The 15,467-nt window shown below is 69.3% G+C and carries 12 protein-coding genes and 4 pseudogenes; 9 read left to right on the forward strand and 7 right to left on the reverse strand.

Annotated features, from left to right (window positions below; genetic code table 11):
- The first annotated feature begins 134 nt into the window (after positions 1 to 134).
- Together ACFYOH_RS33425 and ACFYOH_RS33430 are read left to right on the forward strand one after the other, a co-directional pair.
- Positions 135 to 1,040 (forward strand): universal stress protein, encoded by a 906-nt coding sequence (locus ACFYOH_RS33425; RefSeq protein ID WP_388633486.1) that lies wholly within the window; start codon positions 135 to 137, stop codon positions 1,038 to 1,040.
- An 89-nt stretch (positions 1,041 to 1,129) separates the two neighbouring features.
- A pseudogene (locus ACFYOH_RS33430) lies at positions 1,130 to 1,501 on the forward strand (universal stress protein); the annotation flags it as partial.
- An 89-nt stretch (positions 1,502 to 1,590) separates the two neighbouring features.
- On the opposite strand, the gene ACFYOH_RS33435 reads toward ACFYOH_RS33430, so the two are convergent.
- The 4 genes and pseudogenes from ACFYOH_RS33435 to ACFYOH_RS33450 form a co-directional block, all read right to left on the reverse strand.
- The gene (locus tag ACFYOH_RS33435; protein ID WP_388633489.1) at positions 1,591 to 1,926 is read right to left on the reverse strand and encodes a hypothetical protein; all 336 of its coding nucleotides are present in this window, start codon (positions 1,924 to 1,926) and stop codon (positions 1,591 to 1,593) included.
- A 144-nt stretch (positions 1,927 to 2,070) separates the two neighbouring features.
- Positions 2,071 to 2,853, reverse strand: coding sequence for a class I SAM-dependent methyltransferase (locus ACFYOH_RS33440; protein ID WP_388633492.1), 783 nt, complete (start codon positions 2,851 to 2,853; stop codon positions 2,071 to 2,073).
- Between the two features lie 313 nt (positions 2,854 to 3,166).
- Positions 3,167 to 3,464, reverse strand: a pseudogene (locus tag ACFYOH_RS33445) (cryptochrome/photolyase family protein); the annotation flags it as partial.
- Between the two features lie 257 nt (positions 3,465 to 3,721).
- Positions 3,722 to 3,886 (reverse strand): annotated as a pseudogene (locus ACFYOH_RS33450) (pirin family protein); the annotation flags it as partial.
- Positions 3,887 to 4,007: 121 nt separating this feature from the next.
- Between ACFYOH_RS33450 and ACFYOH_RS33455 the strand changes: the two are divergent.
- The 6 genes and pseudogenes from ACFYOH_RS33455 (at position 4,008) to ACFYOH_RS33480 (ending at position 8,097) form a co-directional block, all read left to right on the forward strand.
- Positions 4,008 to 4,709, forward strand: coding sequence for a hypothetical protein (locus ACFYOH_RS33455; RefSeq protein ID WP_388633495.1), 702 nt, complete (start codon positions 4,008 to 4,010; stop codon positions 4,707 to 4,709).
- A gap of 170 nt (positions 4,710 to 4,879) precedes the next feature.
- Positions 4,880 to 5,098, forward strand: coding sequence for a ferredoxin (locus ACFYOH_RS33460; RefSeq protein ID WP_388633498.1), 219 nt, complete (start codon positions 4,880 to 4,882; stop codon positions 5,096 to 5,098).
- A pseudogene (locus ACFYOH_RS33465) lies at positions 5,095 to 5,832 on the forward strand (NAD(P)/FAD-dependent oxidoreductase); the annotation flags it as partial. The gene ACFYOH_RS33460 and the pseudogene ACFYOH_RS33465, both read left to right, overlap by 4 nt.
- 29 nt (positions 5,833 to 5,861) lie before the next feature.
- Positions 5,862 to 6,251: a cytochrome P450 gene (locus ACFYOH_RS33470; protein WP_388633501.1), complete on the forward strand. Its 390-nt coding sequence runs from the start codon at positions 5,862 to 5,864 to the stop codon at positions 6,249 to 6,251.
- Between the two features lie 21 nt (positions 6,252 to 6,272).
- Positions 6,273 to 7,319, forward strand: a complete 1,047-nt coding sequence (locus ACFYOH_RS33475) for an NAD(P)-dependent alcohol dehydrogenase (RefSeq protein WP_388633504.1) — start codon at positions 6,273 to 6,275, stop codon at positions 7,317 to 7,319.
- Between the two features lie 100 nt (positions 7,320 to 7,419).
- Positions 7,420 to 8,097: an HdeD family acid-resistance protein gene (locus ACFYOH_RS33480; protein WP_388633507.1), complete on the forward strand. Its 678-nt coding sequence runs from the start codon at positions 7,420 to 7,422 to the stop codon at positions 8,095 to 8,097.
- Positions 8,098 to 8,440: 343 nt separating this feature from the next.
- On the opposite strand, the gene ACFYOH_RS33485 is transcribed toward ACFYOH_RS33480, so the two are convergent.
- Positions 8,441 to 9,139: a diacylglycerol/lipid kinase family protein gene (locus ACFYOH_RS33485; protein WP_388633510.1), complete on the reverse strand. Its 699-nt coding sequence runs from the start codon at positions 9,137 to 9,139 to the stop codon at positions 8,441 to 8,443.
- Between the two features lie 370 nt (positions 9,140 to 9,509).
- On the opposite strand from ACFYOH_RS33485, the gene ACFYOH_RS33490 reads away from it, so the two are divergent.
- Positions 9,510 to 9,869, forward strand: a complete 360-nt coding sequence (locus tag ACFYOH_RS33490; protein ID WP_388633513.1) for an AI-2E family transporter — start codon at positions 9,510 to 9,512, stop codon at positions 9,867 to 9,869.
- A 352-nt stretch (positions 9,870 to 10,221) separates the two neighbouring features.
- On the opposite strand, the gene ACFYOH_RS33495 is transcribed toward ACFYOH_RS33490, so the two are convergent.
- Both ACFYOH_RS33495 and ACFYOH_RS33500 read right to left on the reverse strand, forming a co-directional pair.
- Positions 10,222 to 12,552, reverse strand: coding sequence for a SpoIIE family protein phosphatase (locus ACFYOH_RS33495; RefSeq protein WP_388633516.1), 2,331 nt, complete (start codon positions 12,550 to 12,552; stop codon positions 10,222 to 10,224).
- A 200-nt stretch (positions 12,553 to 12,752) separates the two neighbouring features.
- Positions 12,753 to 15,227, reverse strand: a complete 2,475-nt coding sequence (locus ACFYOH_RS33500) for a SpoIIE family protein phosphatase (protein ID WP_388633519.1) — start codon at positions 15,225 to 15,227, stop codon at positions 12,753 to 12,755.
- Between the last annotated feature and the right edge of the window lie 240 nt (positions 15,228 to 15,467).

A 15,467-nucleotide genomic window follows, 5' to 3' on the forward strand; every position in this document is an offset into this window, starting at 1 on the left:
TGGAGACCTTCGGCATCGGGCGGGACGCCGCGCGACGGACGAGAGTGAGTGAGGGAGGAGGGGCGGTGGCCCCTGCCCGCGCAACCCTGAACACGACGCTGGAATCGGGTTCCCCGATGCAGGAGGTGGAGATCATGCCCCGCACCATCACCGTGGGTCTCGACGGCTCGCCCGAGAGCCGTGCCGCCGCGGAGTGGGCGGCCCGCGAGGCGGAGCTGCGTGGACTGCCCGTGAAACTCGTCCAGGTCTGGGAGCCGGCACCGGCCCCGACGGCGCACGCCCCGTTCCTGGGCGGCGAGACCTATCAGCACTGGAGCGAGCGGATACCCCGGGAGTCCGCCGAGGACCTGCGGCTGCGCCACCCCGGTGTCGAGGTGAGCACGGAGCAGCTCAGCGGTTCGCCCGCCGAGGCCCTGGTCGGCGTGGCGAAGGACGCCGAACTGCTGGTCCTCGGCTCGCGCGGGCTGGGCGGGATCGCCGGTTTCCTGGTCGGCTCGGTCGGACTCGCCGTCGTGGCGCACGCCGAGCGGCCCGTCGTCCTGGTCCGGTCCGGCCGGCAGGCCGCGGACGAACACGAGACGCACCCCGCCGGTGGCCCGTCCGCCGCCACCTCCGTCCCCCCGGTCGTCCTCGGAGTCGACCTCGGCTGCCCCGACGAGACCGTGATCCGGTTCGCCCTCGACGCCGCCGTCCGCCGGAACGCGCCGCTGCGCGTCGTGCACGGCTGGAACCCGACGCCGTACTACGCCTACGGTATGGCCCCCGACCCCGGAGTCCAGCAGTTGCTGGCGGACAGCGACGCCGGCGCCCTGACCGACGTGCTGGCCCCCTGGCGGCAGAAGTACCCGGACGTCGAGGTCGTCGCGGAGTCGCGCTTCGGCAGCCCGTCCAACGTCCTGATCGACGCCTCCCGCGAGGCCTCGCTGGTGGTCGTCGGCCGGCGCGTCCGCCGGGCACCCGCCGGTGCCCACATCGGACCCGTCACCCATGCCGTCCTGCACCACGCCACCGCCCCCGTCGCCGTCGTCCCGCACGACTGACCCACCCCGAGGGAGTCGATCGACGACGTCCTGCGCGGCCGGGTCAAGGCCCGCATCGTCTTCGACCTCGGAACGGGGGGCTGACAGCGCTGGACCTCCCCATCGGCCTAGGCGTCGACGGCTGAGCCGAGCCTGCGGGCCGTCGACTGGGCGGCCGACGAGGCCGCCGTGCGCGGGGTGCCGCTCCGGCTGGTGTACGCCTCGCTGTGGGAGCGGTACGCGGGTGTCTCCCTCTCCGCAGACCTCGGCAGGCCCTCCGATCAACTGATGACCGAGGAGATCGTGGCCACCGCCGAGCGGCGGGCCCGGCGCCGGCGGACCGACGTGGAGATCTTCACCGACGTACTGCCCGAGGAGCCCGATACGCCCTCGTACGGGAGAGCCGTATGGCCTCGGCGGTCGTCCTCGGTTCCCGCGGCCGAAGCGGAATGACCGAGGCGCTCGTCGGCTCCGTCAGCGTGGATCCGGTCGTTGCCAGGCCGGTTCAGAAGGGCTTGATCGAGGGTCCGATCGACCGGCCGGGCGCCGGACTGCCCCCACGCCCGGACGCCTAGGTCTGGGCGCCTGCCGTCTGCTTCTCCTTCCTCTCCTTCTTCTCCTTCCACCCACTGCGTACCAGCCAGGTGGCTCCGCCGACGGCGAGGGCGACGGGCCATTCCAGAGCTCCCGCCACGGTCAGTGCGCCGAGGCCGCCGTAGAAGGCGAGATCCTTGACTGTGGGAGTACCGGGCATGCGGGCCGTCGCCGCCCGGGCCGTGCTCGTCATCTCCTCCTTGCTGAGGTACGGAATCGGCACCGGAGGATGCAGCGTGCGCATGTGCAGGTGCAGACCCGCGCCGTCCCCCTCATGGGTCTTCTGTTGCGGTGTCTCCGCTGTCTTGGCCATCCCCCCTCCTCCCTTCATCGGAGTCGGTGTGGTGTGCCTCTTCAATTCTCGCGCGTTTCCGGTGGCGTGTGGCGAGGCAAAGCGTTGCCACGGAAACGAGCGGAAAGCGATCACGGCGGCAGATCGACAGGTGTCGCTGAACCACTACGCCGCCACCGCGTGCGTGACCCGGATTTTCGACTGGCCGTGCGGGCGCCGCTCCCAGTCGTCCATGAAGCGGGCTGTCAGGCCATGCCGCGCGGCCAGCGAGAGGAGGGTCTCGGTGCGGTAGTAGAAGTCCTCGCGGAGCACCTGGTGCTCGGTGCCCTCCGTGCGATCGTAGGTGAAGTCGAAGAAGCCGCCCGGGGCCAGCACGCGCCCGACGTTGGCCAGGCACTCGTCGATCACCGCGAGCGGCGAGTGCGAGAAGACGCTGTGGGCGTGCACCACGGTGAACCAGCCCGACGGCAGGAAGTCGAGCGTCAGGTTCTCGACGAGAGCCAAGTGGGGGAGGCGGCCCTGCAGGCCCCGGCGGACGAGGGTGCGCTGTGCCTCGAGGAGGATGTCCGGCGAGATGTCGATGCCGTAGTAGTGACCGGGGTCGAGGTAGTCGATGAACCGCCACCCCGCGCGAAGGTTCCCGCAGCCGATCTCCAGCATGCGGTCCCGCGGCTTCAGACCGTGTTCGACCAGGTAGTCGAACTGCATCTGCCCGAGCGCCAGCCAGCCGGCCTCCGAGCCGCTCCCGACGGCACGCTCTGGGCTGCGCGCGGTGTCGGAGGCCATGACGGCGCGGTAGTACGCGACGTGGTCGCGGTGACGGAAGCCCAGCCAGGTGTCCCGTGCGGCGCGGCGTAGATAAGGAGGGATCCGCCCGGGGTGCCGTACGGCATATCGGAGCTTGTGCTTCAACGACGACCGGTTCTTCGACAGCTCGGGCTTCGGCATGGCTGACTCCGTGATCCACGACGGCCCCCGCTGGCAGCGTAGCTTGGGGCGAGCGGTACGGCCTCTTCGCCGGAGCGGTCCCCACCCGGTCGGCAGTACGCCGGTGCGCTGCCGTCAGTCCGCGGCGGGTCAGGCAGCGGTCTCGCTGTGGTCGCACAATGCCCTGTCGTCCTCCTCGTGTTGTTCCGCCTTGGCGACGTCGGCGGCGCGGAAAGCGTTGACCACACGCGGTGGAAGTAGTCCTGGAGTTTGCGCAGGTCCAGGGCGAAGGCGTCGTCGAGGAGGCCGAGAGGAGGCCGAGTCCGGCCAGGGCCTTCTCCAAGCCATCGAAGGCGCGTGCGGTGGGCTTCAACTCGGTGCGGTCGCGGTGGAGCAGCGCCCGGTAGCCGCGGGCGTAGGGGCACGCCTGGTCGCTGCTGCGGTCGATGCCGGTAGGCGCAGAGCCCGCGCATGTCGCTCATGGTGCTGATGAACGAGCCACCGGAGGTGTACAGCCTGTTCGCCATACGCCCGTCGTTGGCCTACTGCGACATGCCCACGACCTTGGGCAGCATGACCCAGTCGTAGCCATCGACGAAGCAGCGGTGGAACCAGTCGGTCACCGCGGTCGGCCGGTGGTGTGGTTGAGGGCGACGAGCAGGTGTCTTGTCGCCCTTCGCCTTGGCCGCGCCGCGCAGCGTCTTGCCGTCCACAGCCAGGCTGCCCAGCCCGGCGGCCTGGGGTTGCCCCGGGCGGCGGTCGGCGAGCCCGCGGCCCACCGCCTCCAGCGGGCGGCGCTAATGGCGTTTGCTCACTTGGTCCGAGTGAACCGGGCGGGGTGCGTTTCGCCTCGCCCGGCTTTTTGCGTGCCGGGCTGGAAGATCCCAGCTCAGCGCACCCGTCCCCGCGCCTTCAGTGGCACCGGCGGCAGCTCCGGCGCAGACCGCGGATCCCCGTCGTACCCCTTCACAACCCCAAACCTCGACCCGCTCATCCAGTCCTCCCGGGCCTGCTCGATCTCCGCCTGTGTACGCCCGACGAAGTTCCACCACATATCGCACTACGCCGCTGTTTCCGCAGGTCAACGGCCTGCGCGACTGCTCCTGGTCAGCAAAAGGTCAGCATCAGTCGCGAGGAGGCGGTCGGCCGTGGCGCGGGATTCGTTGGTTCGGGGGATGGGCTCGTTCTTCAAGGAGTGCGAGCATCCGCGGTCTCGGTGGTCGAAGTGCCCCCACCCTTACAAGATCCGGTACCGGTCGGCGGCCGGCAAGCAGATGGAGGAGTCGGGGTTCGCGGACCGTGACAAGGCCATTGGGCGTTTGACGGAGATCTACAACGAGAAGAAGGCGGCACCGCGGTCTCAGTCGAAGGCGGAGCGCATCCAGAAGTACGGGTCGATGAGGTTCGAGGAGTACGTCGAGGAGTGGAAGGCCGGGCAACGGCACCTGGCTGTGGCGTCGGTGCGACACCTCGACTCCCTCCTGGAGCACCATCTCTATCCGGCGCTCGCCAGCCGACGGATGAACTCCTTCGACCACAAGGTGGTTGACGGCTTCATCCGCCTCATGGAACGCAACGGTGCGGGTCTGGCCACCCAGGCCAACGCCTTCGACAAACGGCGCGCGATCCTTCTCGATGCACATCGGCTCGGTGTCTTCACCGACAACCCGGTGGCCGACCTGCAGGCATCCGTCCATGACCAAGAGCTGCCCCGTCCTCGAGACGTGCTGGGCCCCGAACGGCGGTTTGCGATCGTCGGAAGGCGGCGCGAGCATTTTCCTAGGGGCGCAGCGGCCGGGCCAAGCCTTGAATGCCGGCGCCATGGGAGGAGGGACGCTCCCTTCGCGCTGCGACACTCCGACAGACGTCACCCGTGAAGCGGCGGCGCAGCGAATAAGACCGGACCTGCTCAGCCGGTGTTCCGGGCTGACGGGTGGAACACCCGCGGTCGGCTTACCTGGCAGACGGCCTGAACTCCGCCACAGCCGCATGACCGTGTCGGTGGTCGCCGCCGTGGGGCGGTCGGGAGAGCGGAAGGAGTCTGCCCATGCGGATCGTCGTGGACCTGAATCGATGCCAGGGATACGCGCAATGCGTGTATCTGGCGCACGATGTCTTCAGGTTGAACGGTCAGGAGGCGCTCACCTATGAGCCGAACCCCGACGACGAGCGGCGCCTGCAGGTCGAGCGAGCTGCTGCGGCGTGCCCGGTGCAGGCGATCGTGATCGACCGCTTGGACGGCGCGAAGCGGGGCGAGGCGCCATGACTCCGCGGGCAACGGTCGCAGAGCTGGTCCGGGAGTTCCGGGCCAGCGGCCGGATCGTCATCGTGGGTGCTTCTCTGGCCGGGCTGCGGGCCGCGGAGACTCTGCGTGAGGAGGGCTTCACCGGTTCTCTGACCATCATCGGGGACGAGCCGTATGAGCCGTATGACCGTCCGCCGCTGTCCAAGCAGGTACTCAAGGGCTGGGTGCCGGCCGACCACACCAAGCTGCCTCGCATGCGGGAAGTGAATGCGGACTGGCGGCTCGGGGTGGCCGCCGTTGGGCTGGACCGGGTCACCAAGCAGGTGCGCCTGGCCGACGGCGAGCAGGTGCCGTACGACCGGTTGCTGATCGCCACGGGCACCCGTGCGCGGCAGTGGCCGAACCCGGCCGAGGCCGCCCTGCACGGGGTCCACACGATTCGCTCGCGCGATGATGCGGAGCAGTTGCAGAAGGAGCTGGCCGAGCCGCCGTCGCGGGTGTTGGTCATCGGCGCCGGGTTCATCGGCTCGGAAGTGGCCTCTGTCTGCCGGGAACTGGACATCCCGGTGACCGTCGTCGAGCGGGGTTCGGCGCCGCTGGTCGGCGCGCTCGGCGGGGTGATCGGGGAGATCGCCGCGCAGCTGCAGCGCGATCACGGCGTGGACCTGCGCTGCGGGCTGGGCGTGTCGTCGCTGGAGGGCGACTCCGGCGGGCACGTGCGGCGTGCTCAGCTTTCGGACGGTTCGACCGTCGACGCCGCCGGCCCGAGCTGATCGTGCCCGGAGTGGAGGAACTGTTGCGCTTCGAGTCGTCGGTGCAGTTCTGGCACACCCGCTCCGCCCTGGAAGACATCGACATCGCCGGCACCACCATCCCGAAGGGAGCGCCGATCTTCCTGGCGTACGGCTCGGCGAACCGCGACCCGGCACGGTTCACCGACCCCGATGAACTCGACCTCGGACGCCGCGACAACCAGCACCTCGGATTCAGCCAGGGCATCCACTTCTGCTTCGGCGCCCCGCTCGCCCGACTCGAGGTCCAGGTCGCGGTCGGTGAGTTTTTCCGCCGGGTGCAGAACCCCCGGCTCGTCGAGGACCCGCCGCCGTACCGGCACAACCAGATCTTCCGCGGACCGCGGCACGTCCTGGTCGACATCGACGGCATCCGCGACTGAGCGCGTGTGTGAGGGATCGCCATGCGGGCTTTTCAACTGGTCGGGTGGCGGCATCCGCCGGAGCTGCGCGAGGTGCCGGTTCCCGAGCCCGGACCGGGGCAGGTGCTGGTGAAGGTCGCGGGTGCCGGTGCGTGCCACTCCGATCTGCACATCATGGAGGCACCCGGGCCACCACCCGGGCTCGTCACCGAACTGCCCTTCACCCTCGGCCACGAGAACGCGGGATGGGTGCAACGGCTGGGAGCGGGCGTCACCGGGTTCACGGCCGGGGACCCTGTGATCGTCTATGGCTCCTGGGGCTGCGGGGTGTGTGCCAACTGCCGCCAGGGCCTGGAGAACTACTGCCAGAACCTCGGCGGTCAGGGCCCCGGCCTTGGAGGCGGTCACGACGGCGGCATGGCCGAGTACCTGCTCGTCCCGGCGCCGCGGTACCTGATTCCGCTCGGCACCCTCGACCCCCGCCAGGCCGCCCCGCTCAGCGACGCCGGACTGACCAGCTATCACGCCGTCAAACGGTCGCTGCACCTGCTGGGACCGGGGTCGACCGCGGTCGTGATCGGGGCGGGCGGTCTGGGTCAGATGACCATCCAGATCCTGCGCGCGCTCACCACGGCAACCACCGTAGTCGCCGTGGACACCGACACGGACAAGCTGAAAACCGCCAAGCAGATGGGAGCCGACGAGGCGCTTCTCTCGGGCGACGAGGCGATTACGCGCATCAAGGACCTGACGGGACAGCTGGGCGCTGAGCTCGTGCTGGACATGGTCGGGATAGACCCGACTCTGCGGATGGCTGCTCAGGTGGCCAGGGTGCTCGGCCACCTGACCATCGTCGGCCTCGGCGGCGGAGCCCTGCCCGTCAACTTCACCAGCCCGCCGCACGAGTGCTCGGTCGCCTCGCCCTACTGGGGCACCCTCACCGAACTGATGGAAGTGATCACCCTCGCCCAGCAGGAAAAGATCAGGATGCTGGTCGAGCACTTCCCATTGGAACGCGCCGCCGAGGCGTACCACCTCCTGCACGACGGCAAGATCCAAGGACGCGCCGTCATCACCCCCCACGCATGAGTACCGACGCCAACGCGACCGACACGCACATGCGGCGTGGTCGGGTGACGACGGACATGCACTGACGCGACAACGCTGCTCCAAGGAGGAGGCAGGCGTCATGACATCTCCCACCGATTCCCCGGGCCCCGTTCCCCCGCGCGGCACCGAGCCAGAGGAGAGGCCCGTGGCAGAAGGCATGGCCGCCCTGGCGAACATGGGCTGGCAGATCCTGCTCACGATGGGCCTCGCCACCATCGCCCTGGGCGTCATCGCCCTGGTCTGGCCGGGCGCGACGCTGCGCGTCGTTGGCATTCTCTTCGGTGTCTACCTACTGGTCACCGGTGTCTTCCAACTCGCCGCCGCCTTCGGCGCCCACGTCCCGCGGCACCTTCGCGTGCTGCACTTCATCACCGGCGCGGCCTCCATCCTGCTGGGACTGATCTGCTTCCGGGGCACCCTTGAGTCGATCCTGCTGCTCGCCCTGTGGATCGGCTTCGGCTGGCTGCTGCGCGGCACCACGGAGACGGCCGCGGCGGCCTCTGCCCCGGCCATGCCGGGGCGCGGCTGGCACGTCTCCTTCGGGATCGTCGGAGCTCTGGCCGGCATCGTGATGATCGTCATGCCGTTCGCCTCGATCGCGACACTCACCCTGGTGGTGGGCGTCATGGCCATCATCGTGGGCCTGACCGAGGTGGTCCGCGCCATCAGGACGCGCGTCGAGATCGGTCATCTCGCTTCGGGCACGGCCACCCAGCGGCGTCCTCTGTTCCACGCGCGTCCGCACCCTCAGCACTGACCGGCTGGAAGCGGTGAGCGGCGTTCGGGTCAGTCGGTGTGACGGCCATGAGACCGCCCGACGAGTGAGGCCGCCCGCGGGACGACGGCCCATCCCGGCGGCCGCCATCGGGTGGGCACGGCGCCCGGTCGATGACGGGGAACCCATACCCGTAGCGTCCGGGGACTGATCCGGCACCGCACGGGAGTGGGCAGGGTGACGGCTTCGCCGTCGAGCCCGACGGGGACGACCGGGGCGTCGGCGTGGATGACGACGTCATCGGGTGTCGCCAGCCGGGTCAGCCCGTGCGTCTGCCCGCTTCGCAGCCTGGCGGCCGTCTCGGCGGGCGTCTCCGCCCTGGCGGTCAGTACTCCCAGGAGCCCGGAGTCGAGCGCGCTCGCCTGCCCAGCCCGGCCGGGTCGTCGACCTGATAGGGGTTGTTGCTCACCAGCACGGCATCCGGCCAGTCCACCGTGAGCAGTCCTGCGCGTACCACCAGCTCCGGACCCTCGTGACGGGCCAGGAACTCCGGGAGGATCCGCACCGTCGTGCCGATCTTGTCCTCCCGATAGGCCGGGTCCTGCACCAGGGCGGCATACGCGCCGAACAACACGTTGTTGACGAATGCCCGATCGCCCGCGTACCCGGGATCCACGCGCAGCTCGACGCCGTCTGAGAGGGCCTCCAGTGCGACCGAAGGGTCGTCGCGGTCCAGGCCGAGATCCATCGCTAAGTGGTTGCGGGTACCCGCCGGAATGACGACGCAAGGCAGGCCGCTCTCCGCGGCGATCTCGGCGACAAGCGCCTGCGTGCCGTCTCCGCCGGCCACCCCGAGCAGATCCGCACCGTCATCCACCGCGCGTCGCGCGACAGCCGCCAGGTCCTGGGGCAGGGAATGATCGATGAGGAAAACCTGAGCTCCGAACGCACGGGCTCGTTCCGCGATCCGGAACCGGCTCGCCTTGCCCCGCCCGAACGCGGATTCACGATCAGATAGGGCCGCCGCGCGCCGGTCGCCGGCCGCGACGCGCTCTCGCTCATGGCACGTACCGCCAGGCCGCATGCATCAGCTCGGCGCACATCACCGGCGACAGCAGGACTGTAGCGATCACGCCTGCGGCTGACGGCGCCGTCTCCCACCAGGCCGACGGTCCTGCGATTGCACCTGCGGCCAGCGTCACCATGACGCTTCCTTCGGCACTTACGGCTTGCGGCACCAGCCTCCAGCTCAATCTGGGCATCCGCACCTGGGACGGGCGTGGCCCCGTCATCGCCGTGAACGCCCACCGCCCTGCGGACCGGTCTACGCAGCGCCTCCATCACCGCTTGGCCGACACCGTTCCCGCAACCTGTGTGCGCCGTGGTCGGAGGGGGGCGATGCCCAGGACGTGACCGTCGCCAGCCGCCATAGGGGTAGGCGGCACAGCCGGAGGATGCCTCCACCGTCTGCATGTGCTGTCGTCGCCTCCGCGGTCGCGTTCGTTCATTCCTTGACGGCCGGCATCGGAGCCATCGTCTTCTTCATCGTCTATCAGCAGGCAGAGAACCACCTGCTGCAACCGCTCATCCTGTCCCGGACGGTGAAACTCAACCCCCTCACCGTGCTGCTGGCCATCCTGATCGCCGCCGAGGTCGCCGGGATACTCGGTGCCCTGCTGGCGATTCCCGTCACCGGCATCATCCAAGTCGTCCTCGGTGACATCTGGGCTCACCGCGGCGGTCGGCGGCTGGGGCTGCCGATGCGGGCAGACAACGGCCCCGCGAACGCCGACCGGTCCGACGCCGCCGAATAGGCAGCGCGGAGTTGTCCCAGGTCGGAGACTCCGCCTTTCGCCGTCAGGTGATGGCATGCTTTCTCGGCAACGGACTGGGCGGAGCAGTATGTGGGTCTTGAGTAGCGTTTGGGTGGCTCGCCGTCGACTTGCTCAGCGCCGGAAGCCGACTCCGTCGCCCTGACGGGGCACAGGTGGTCGGCGCGAGTGCCCGCGGGGAACGTCGGTGAGCCGCTGGAGACTCGCGGATCGTGTTTTGCCAGGTTAGGCCGACTGTTCCTAAGGATCCTCCAACCAGGTACCGAAGCAACGTGAGTGGATGTTGCACAGTCATCCGCTGCCGTACCACCTCACAGCTACGAACAAGCTCCCATCAGCACGAGCGCTCAATGGGCTGCTCGGCCCAGATCGTCTTGAGGTTCTGACTATGGCGGCAGCCCCAGCGCTCGGCGAATTGGGCGACGAGAAACAGGCCGCGCCCTCCCTCGTCGGTGGTGCGGGCGCGGCGCAGGCGGGGCTGCGTGCTGTTGGAGTCGGTGACCTCGCAAACCAGAACATTGTGGCGGATCAGCCGCAGCTCCGCCGGCAGTCGGCCGTAGCGGATCGCGTTGGTCACCAGTTCGCTGACGATGAGCTCGGTGGTGAAGACGAGGGCTTCCAGCCCCCACCTGGTGAGTTGGCGGGTTGCCCATTCACGGGCCTGGGAGACGGCGGCCGGATCGGCCGGGATCTCCCAGCGAGCGGTGTCCTCCGCCGGCACGGCGCGGGTGCGGGCCAACAGCAGGGTCGCCTCGTCGCGCTGCGTCTGGTTCCGCAGGTTGGCGAGGACAGCCCGGCTGGTCGCGTCCAGAGCGCGGTCCGGACGGCATGACGCGGCGAGGGCGTCCTCCAGGCACTGGAGCCCTTGGTCGATGTCGCGGTCGCTCCGTTGGATCAGGCCGTCGGTGCAGAGCGCGAGGACGCTGCCCGGCTCGATCTCGATCGTGGTGGTCTCGTACGGCATGCCGCCTATGGCGAGTGGCGGCCCGGGGCAGATGTCGACGGTCTCGGCGGTCCCGTCGGGCCGGACCAGGACGGGTGGCGGGTGTCCGGCACTGGCCATGGTGCAGCGCCGGGTGATCGGGTCGTAGACCGCGTACAGGCATGTGGCGCCGAGGACGTCGTGGTGGTCGGGTGGGGCTTCGGCGACGAGGCGCTGGACCAGGTCCGCGATTCGGGTGAGCAGCTCGTCCGGTTCGAGTTCGAGGTCGGCGAGGGTCTGGATGGCGGTGCGCAGTCGGCCCATGGTGGCGGTTGCGGGCATGCCGTGGCCGATGACGTCCCCGGCGACGAGGGCCAGCCGGAGAGAAGGCAGGGCGATGGCGTCGTACCAGTCGCCGCGGATTTCCGCTCCGCCGCCTGTGGCCAGATAGATACCGGCGGTCTCGGCGGCCGCAGTGTCGGTCGTGGCCGGCGGAAGAAGGCGCTGCTGCAGCGCCACGGCCGCCCGGTGTTCCCGCGTGTAACGGCGGGCGTTGTCGACGGCGAGCGCCGCCCCCGAGGCGATCTGCGTCATGAGATTCGCTTCGTCCTCGGTGAACGGTTCGGACCGGCCGCAGCGCCAGATCGATATGCCGCCGAGTGTGAGGCCGCGGGCGTGCAACGGTGCCACCAGCACCGAGTGGCCTCCTTGCGGGATGACGAATTCGACGAGTTGCGGATCGCCGAGTGCAGCACCGTAGTCGTCCGCGCCGAGGACGAGGGTCTCGCCCAGCTGGAAGCCGCGCAGGAGCGGGTGATGGGGAAACGGCGGGAAGAGATCGCCGCGCTCCGTACGGGCAGTCCACACCGTGGCGGCCGGCGCCAGGGCCGCGGTGCGCAGACCAAGATCTCCACCGCCCAGCTGCTTCGGCGGCTCCTCCCCGTCGAACACGGACTGTGCAAGGTCGACGGTGACGAGATCCCCGAAAGCAGGCACGAGCACGTCCGCAAGTGCTCGTGCGGTGCGCACGACGTCCAGGAAACCTCCCACACGCTCGGCCACCTCACGGGTGAGGTCCAGATGACGGCGAGCCCGCACATCGGGGCTGTCAACGTACAGGGCCGCGACCCCTGTGGGACGTCCTCGCGCGTCCTCCAGACGGAAGGCGGACAGCGACAGGGCCCGCCGCTGCTCCGGATCGTGCCGCCAGCTCACGTGCTGGCTCCTGCGGATCACCGGGGCGCCCGTCTGCAGCACCTGGCGCAGTACTGCCTCGAGGTTCTCTGCATCCTCGGCACAGAGCACGTCGCACAGCCGAGTACCGGGCTGTACTCGACGGCCGTCGGGAGTGTTCAGCGTGGCGTTCGTCTGCACCGTGGTCAGATCCGTGTCGTGCAGAGCGATGGTGACCCGGCTCTGTGAGGACAGTGCGCGCAGGAGCGCTGCGCCCTGCTCGTGGTGGACGACGTGGTGGGCAGGCGCCGCCAGGACAAGGAACTCCGCGGGGCCTTCCATCGCAGAGATCCGGAAGGTGACATCGATGGTGCCGCCGGACCGGTGCCGCAGCCGCGCCTGGCCGCATGCCGGCATCTCCGCGACAGCGCGCAGTTCGTCGGGGAGTTCGGTCACCAGGTCCTGTACGGGGCGGCCGCACACCTCTTCGGCCGGGAACCCCGTCAGGTGTTTTGCGGTCCCCGTCCACCGCAGCACCGTGCCCCGGTGATCGAGCACGGCGGCTGCCACGCCGTCGAACGGGTACGGCCTGTCGTTTGCGCCAGGACCTGGCATGAGCCTCGGGCCTTGGCCTTCATGCGGCGAATCGTTGTTCTTGACGTCTTCGGTGCCCATGTTCGTACCTTCTTTTTCGGAGACCGCGTGCCAGTAGATCGGCATCCTCGGGCGGTTGCTGACCAGCCGGGTGGCCAGTGCCGCCGCTCGAAGCGTCACCGTGCGGCGGCTGTGGGGGGCAGGTCCTGTTCGGCCCAGACGACCTTGCCGTCCGAGGCGGAGCGCGAGCCCCACCTGCGGGACAGGTGAGCGATGAGGACGAGACCGCGACCGTTCTCGTCGAAAGCGCTCGGATGCCGAGGGCGTGGGTGGCTGGTGCTGGTGTCGGAGACCTCGCAGGTCAAAACCCGATGTTGGATGAGCCGTAGGTGGACCGGACCGCCGCCGTAGCGGATGGCGTTGGTGACCAGTTCGCTGACGATCAGTTCCACGGTGGGCAGGAGATGCTCCAGCCGCCATGTGCTGAGCTGGCGGGCGGCCAGGTGCCGGGCGGTGCGGACGGCGGTCGGCTCGTTCGGCAGGTCCCAGGACGCGACCTGGGCCGATTGCAGTGCGCGGGTCCGCGCAAGGAGCAAGGTGACGTCGTCCGAGTGTGTCCGGGCCGGCAAGGTCTCGATCACTTGGGAGCACAGGTCCTCCAGGGAACGGCCGGACTGGGTCAAGGCGGCGCCCAGGCGCTGCAGGCCGACGTCGATGTCGTCGTCGCGGGACTCGACCAGGCCGTCGGTGTAGAAGGCGAGGACACTTCCCTCGGGCAGTTCCAGTTCCACGGACTCGAAGGCGAGCACCCCGAGGCCGAGGCCGAGCGGGGCTCCGGCTGGCATGTCGCAGAAGGTGACGCAGCCCTGCGGGTCGATGATCGCGGGCGGGGGGTGCCCGGCCCGCGCCATCGTGCACCGCCGGGTGACCGGGTCGTAGACGGCGTACATGCAGGTGGCGCCCACCACCGCAGGGACGTGGTCGGGGATGTCGTCGTCAACCTCGTTCTCATCGTTCAGCCGGCGGACCGTGTCATCGAGGTGCGCAAGCAGTTCGTCGGGAGGAAGATCCAGGTCCGCCAGTGTGCGCACGGCGGTGCGCAGCCTGCCCATGGTCGCCGCGGCGTTGATGCCGTGTCCGACCACATCGCCGACGACGAGGGCCACCCGGGCGCCGGACAGCTCGATCACATCGAACCAGTCACCCCCCACACCGTGGTCCATGTCGGCCGGCACGTAGCGTGAGGCCACCTCCACGGCGGCGCCGCCCTGCACACGGTGGGGGAGCAGGTCGCGCTGGAGCGTGAGGGCCGCGGTGCGCTCGCGCGCGAACTGCAGGGCGTTGTCCAGGCAGAGCGCGGCCCGGGTGACGAGCTCCTCGGCGAGCAGGAGGTCGTCGTCCTGGAACGGCTTCGGCTCCTCGGAGCGGCCGAAAAGTGCCAGTCCCAGCACGCATCGCCGGGCGTGGATGGGGACGATCATCAACGAGTGGATGCCGCTGTCACGGACTTTCTGTGCCCGCGTCGGGTCGTGATGGGCCCACGGGCCGAGATTGGGCTCCATGTCCAGCACCGGTACCAGGCGGGACCTGCCCGTGCGCAGTACGTCGGCGAAGGGCGAGGCCGGGTGGACGTGGATCAACTCTTCGCGCACCCACGGCAGTTCCAGCATGCCGAGCTCGACGGAGGCCAGACCGGCGCGGCGCAGCGCAGGAGGGCGGCCGTTCGCCGGGCCGATCCGTACCGAGGGCTCCAGGACGAGCGGAACCGACTCCATCAGGTCGACGAGGGCATGGTCGGCCAGCAGAGGCACGGTGAGGTCGGCCAGTTCCTGCCCGGTCTGCAGGACGTCGAGGGTGCTGCCGATGCGCGTGCTGGCTTCGCTGAGGATGGCGAGGCGTTCGCGCGCCCGTCGGTTACCGGTGACGTCCACGCTCATGGAGCACACTCCCAATGGCTTGCCGTCCGCGTCCTGGAAGCAGAAGAACGAGGCCGAGACCACGTGCTCCTTGCGCCGATCGGTCGGCGGCCACGCCCGGTACTCGTGGACCATGCTGGTGCCGCTCTCCAGCACCTGCCGCATCACCACCTCGAGCGCTTCGGCCTCGAAACCGGGCAGCGAATCCTTCAGGCGGCTGCCGAACCGTCGGTCACGAGGAATGCCGTCGTGGAGCTCCATGGCGTCGTTCACCCACGTGCAGCGCAGGTGCAGGTCACGGACGACGATGCCGATCGGTGCGTGGTTGAGCAGCGACTCGCGGAGCGATCCGTTCAGCGCTCCCGAGGAGAGCACGCCTATGTCGGTCACGGATACCAGCCACCGAAGGCTCTCGTTCTCTCCCCACAGCAACGAGACCCGCAGAGTCAAGGTGAGCGTGTGGCCGTCGCGGTGGCGGACCGTCATGGTGCCGGACCAGCCGCCCTGGGCGCGGCACTGCTCGGCGAGCGCTCTGGCCTTCGGAGCGTCCTCGGACGAGGACAGTACGTGTGCGGCGGACCGGCCCACCACCTCCCCGGCCGAGTACCCGACCAACTGCTGGGCGGCCTGTGTCCACCCGACCACCGTCCCCTCCGCATCGATCATGGCTATCGCCGCGTCGGGTGCCTCGCTCGGCTTCACCGGCTCGACGAGTTTCGATTGATTGGTATTCATCGGGTTCATCCCTTCCTGCGCATGGGTGCGGGCAGCGTTGGCGTGCGGTGGGGTACGCCGACCGCGGGACGGCAGCGGCGGCAGGCGAGCGCGGTGTGTCGGATCGGGGCTCCGACCCTCCCGTGGCGTGCCGGAGGTGAGGCAAATTCGCCCATATCGGCACTAATGGCCACGAGCACCGCACATCTGACCGTGTTAGGTTATTTCTGATGAAAGCATCATCCATGACAGCTTTATCGT

It is taken from the genome of Streptomyces sp. NPDC007856, from assembly GCF_042868225.1.
Lineage (GTDB): Bacteria > Actinomycetota > Actinomycetes > Streptomycetales > Streptomycetaceae > Streptomyces.

Bases quoted from the DNA above. Each gene is read 5' to 3' on its own strand.
- ACFYOH_RS33425 (WP_388633486.1), top strand. From the start codon at position 135: ATGCCCCGCACCATCACCGTGGGTCTCGACGGCTCGCCCGAGAGCCGT.
- ACFYOH_RS33435 (WP_388633489.1), bottom strand. From the start codon at position 1,926: ATGGCCAAGACAGCGGAGACACCGCAACAGAAGACCCATGAGGGGGAC.
- ACFYOH_RS33440 (WP_388633492.1), bottom strand. From the start codon at position 2,853: ATGCCGAAGCCCGAGCTGTCGAAGAACCGGTCGTCGTTGAAGCACAAG.
- ACFYOH_RS33455 (WP_388633495.1), top strand. From the start codon at position 4,008: ATGGGCTCGTTCTTCAAGGAGTGCGAGCATCCGCGGTCTCGGTGGTCG.
- ACFYOH_RS33460 (WP_388633498.1), top strand. From the start codon at position 4,880: ATGCGGATCGTCGTGGACCTGAATCGATGCCAGGGATACGCGCAATGC.
- ACFYOH_RS33475 (WP_388633504.1), top strand. From the start codon at position 6,273: ATGCGGGCTTTTCAACTGGTCGGGTGGCGGCATCCGCCGGAGCTGCGC.
- ACFYOH_RS33480 (WP_388633507.1), top strand. From the start codon at position 7,420: ATGACATCTCCCACCGATTCCCCGGGCCCCGTTCCCCCGCGCGGCACC.
- ACFYOH_RS33485 (WP_388633510.1), bottom strand. From the start codon at position 9,139: ATGCGGCCTGGCGGTACGTGCCATGAGCGAGAGCGCGTCGCGGCCGGC.
- ACFYOH_RS33490 (WP_388633513.1), top strand. From the start codon at position 9,510: ATGCCTCCACCGTCTGCATGTGCTGTCGTCGCCTCCGCGGTCGCGTTC.
- ACFYOH_RS33500 (WP_388633519.1), bottom strand. From the start codon at position 15,227: ATGAATACCAATCAATCGAAACTCGTCGAGCCGGTGAAGCCGAGCGAG.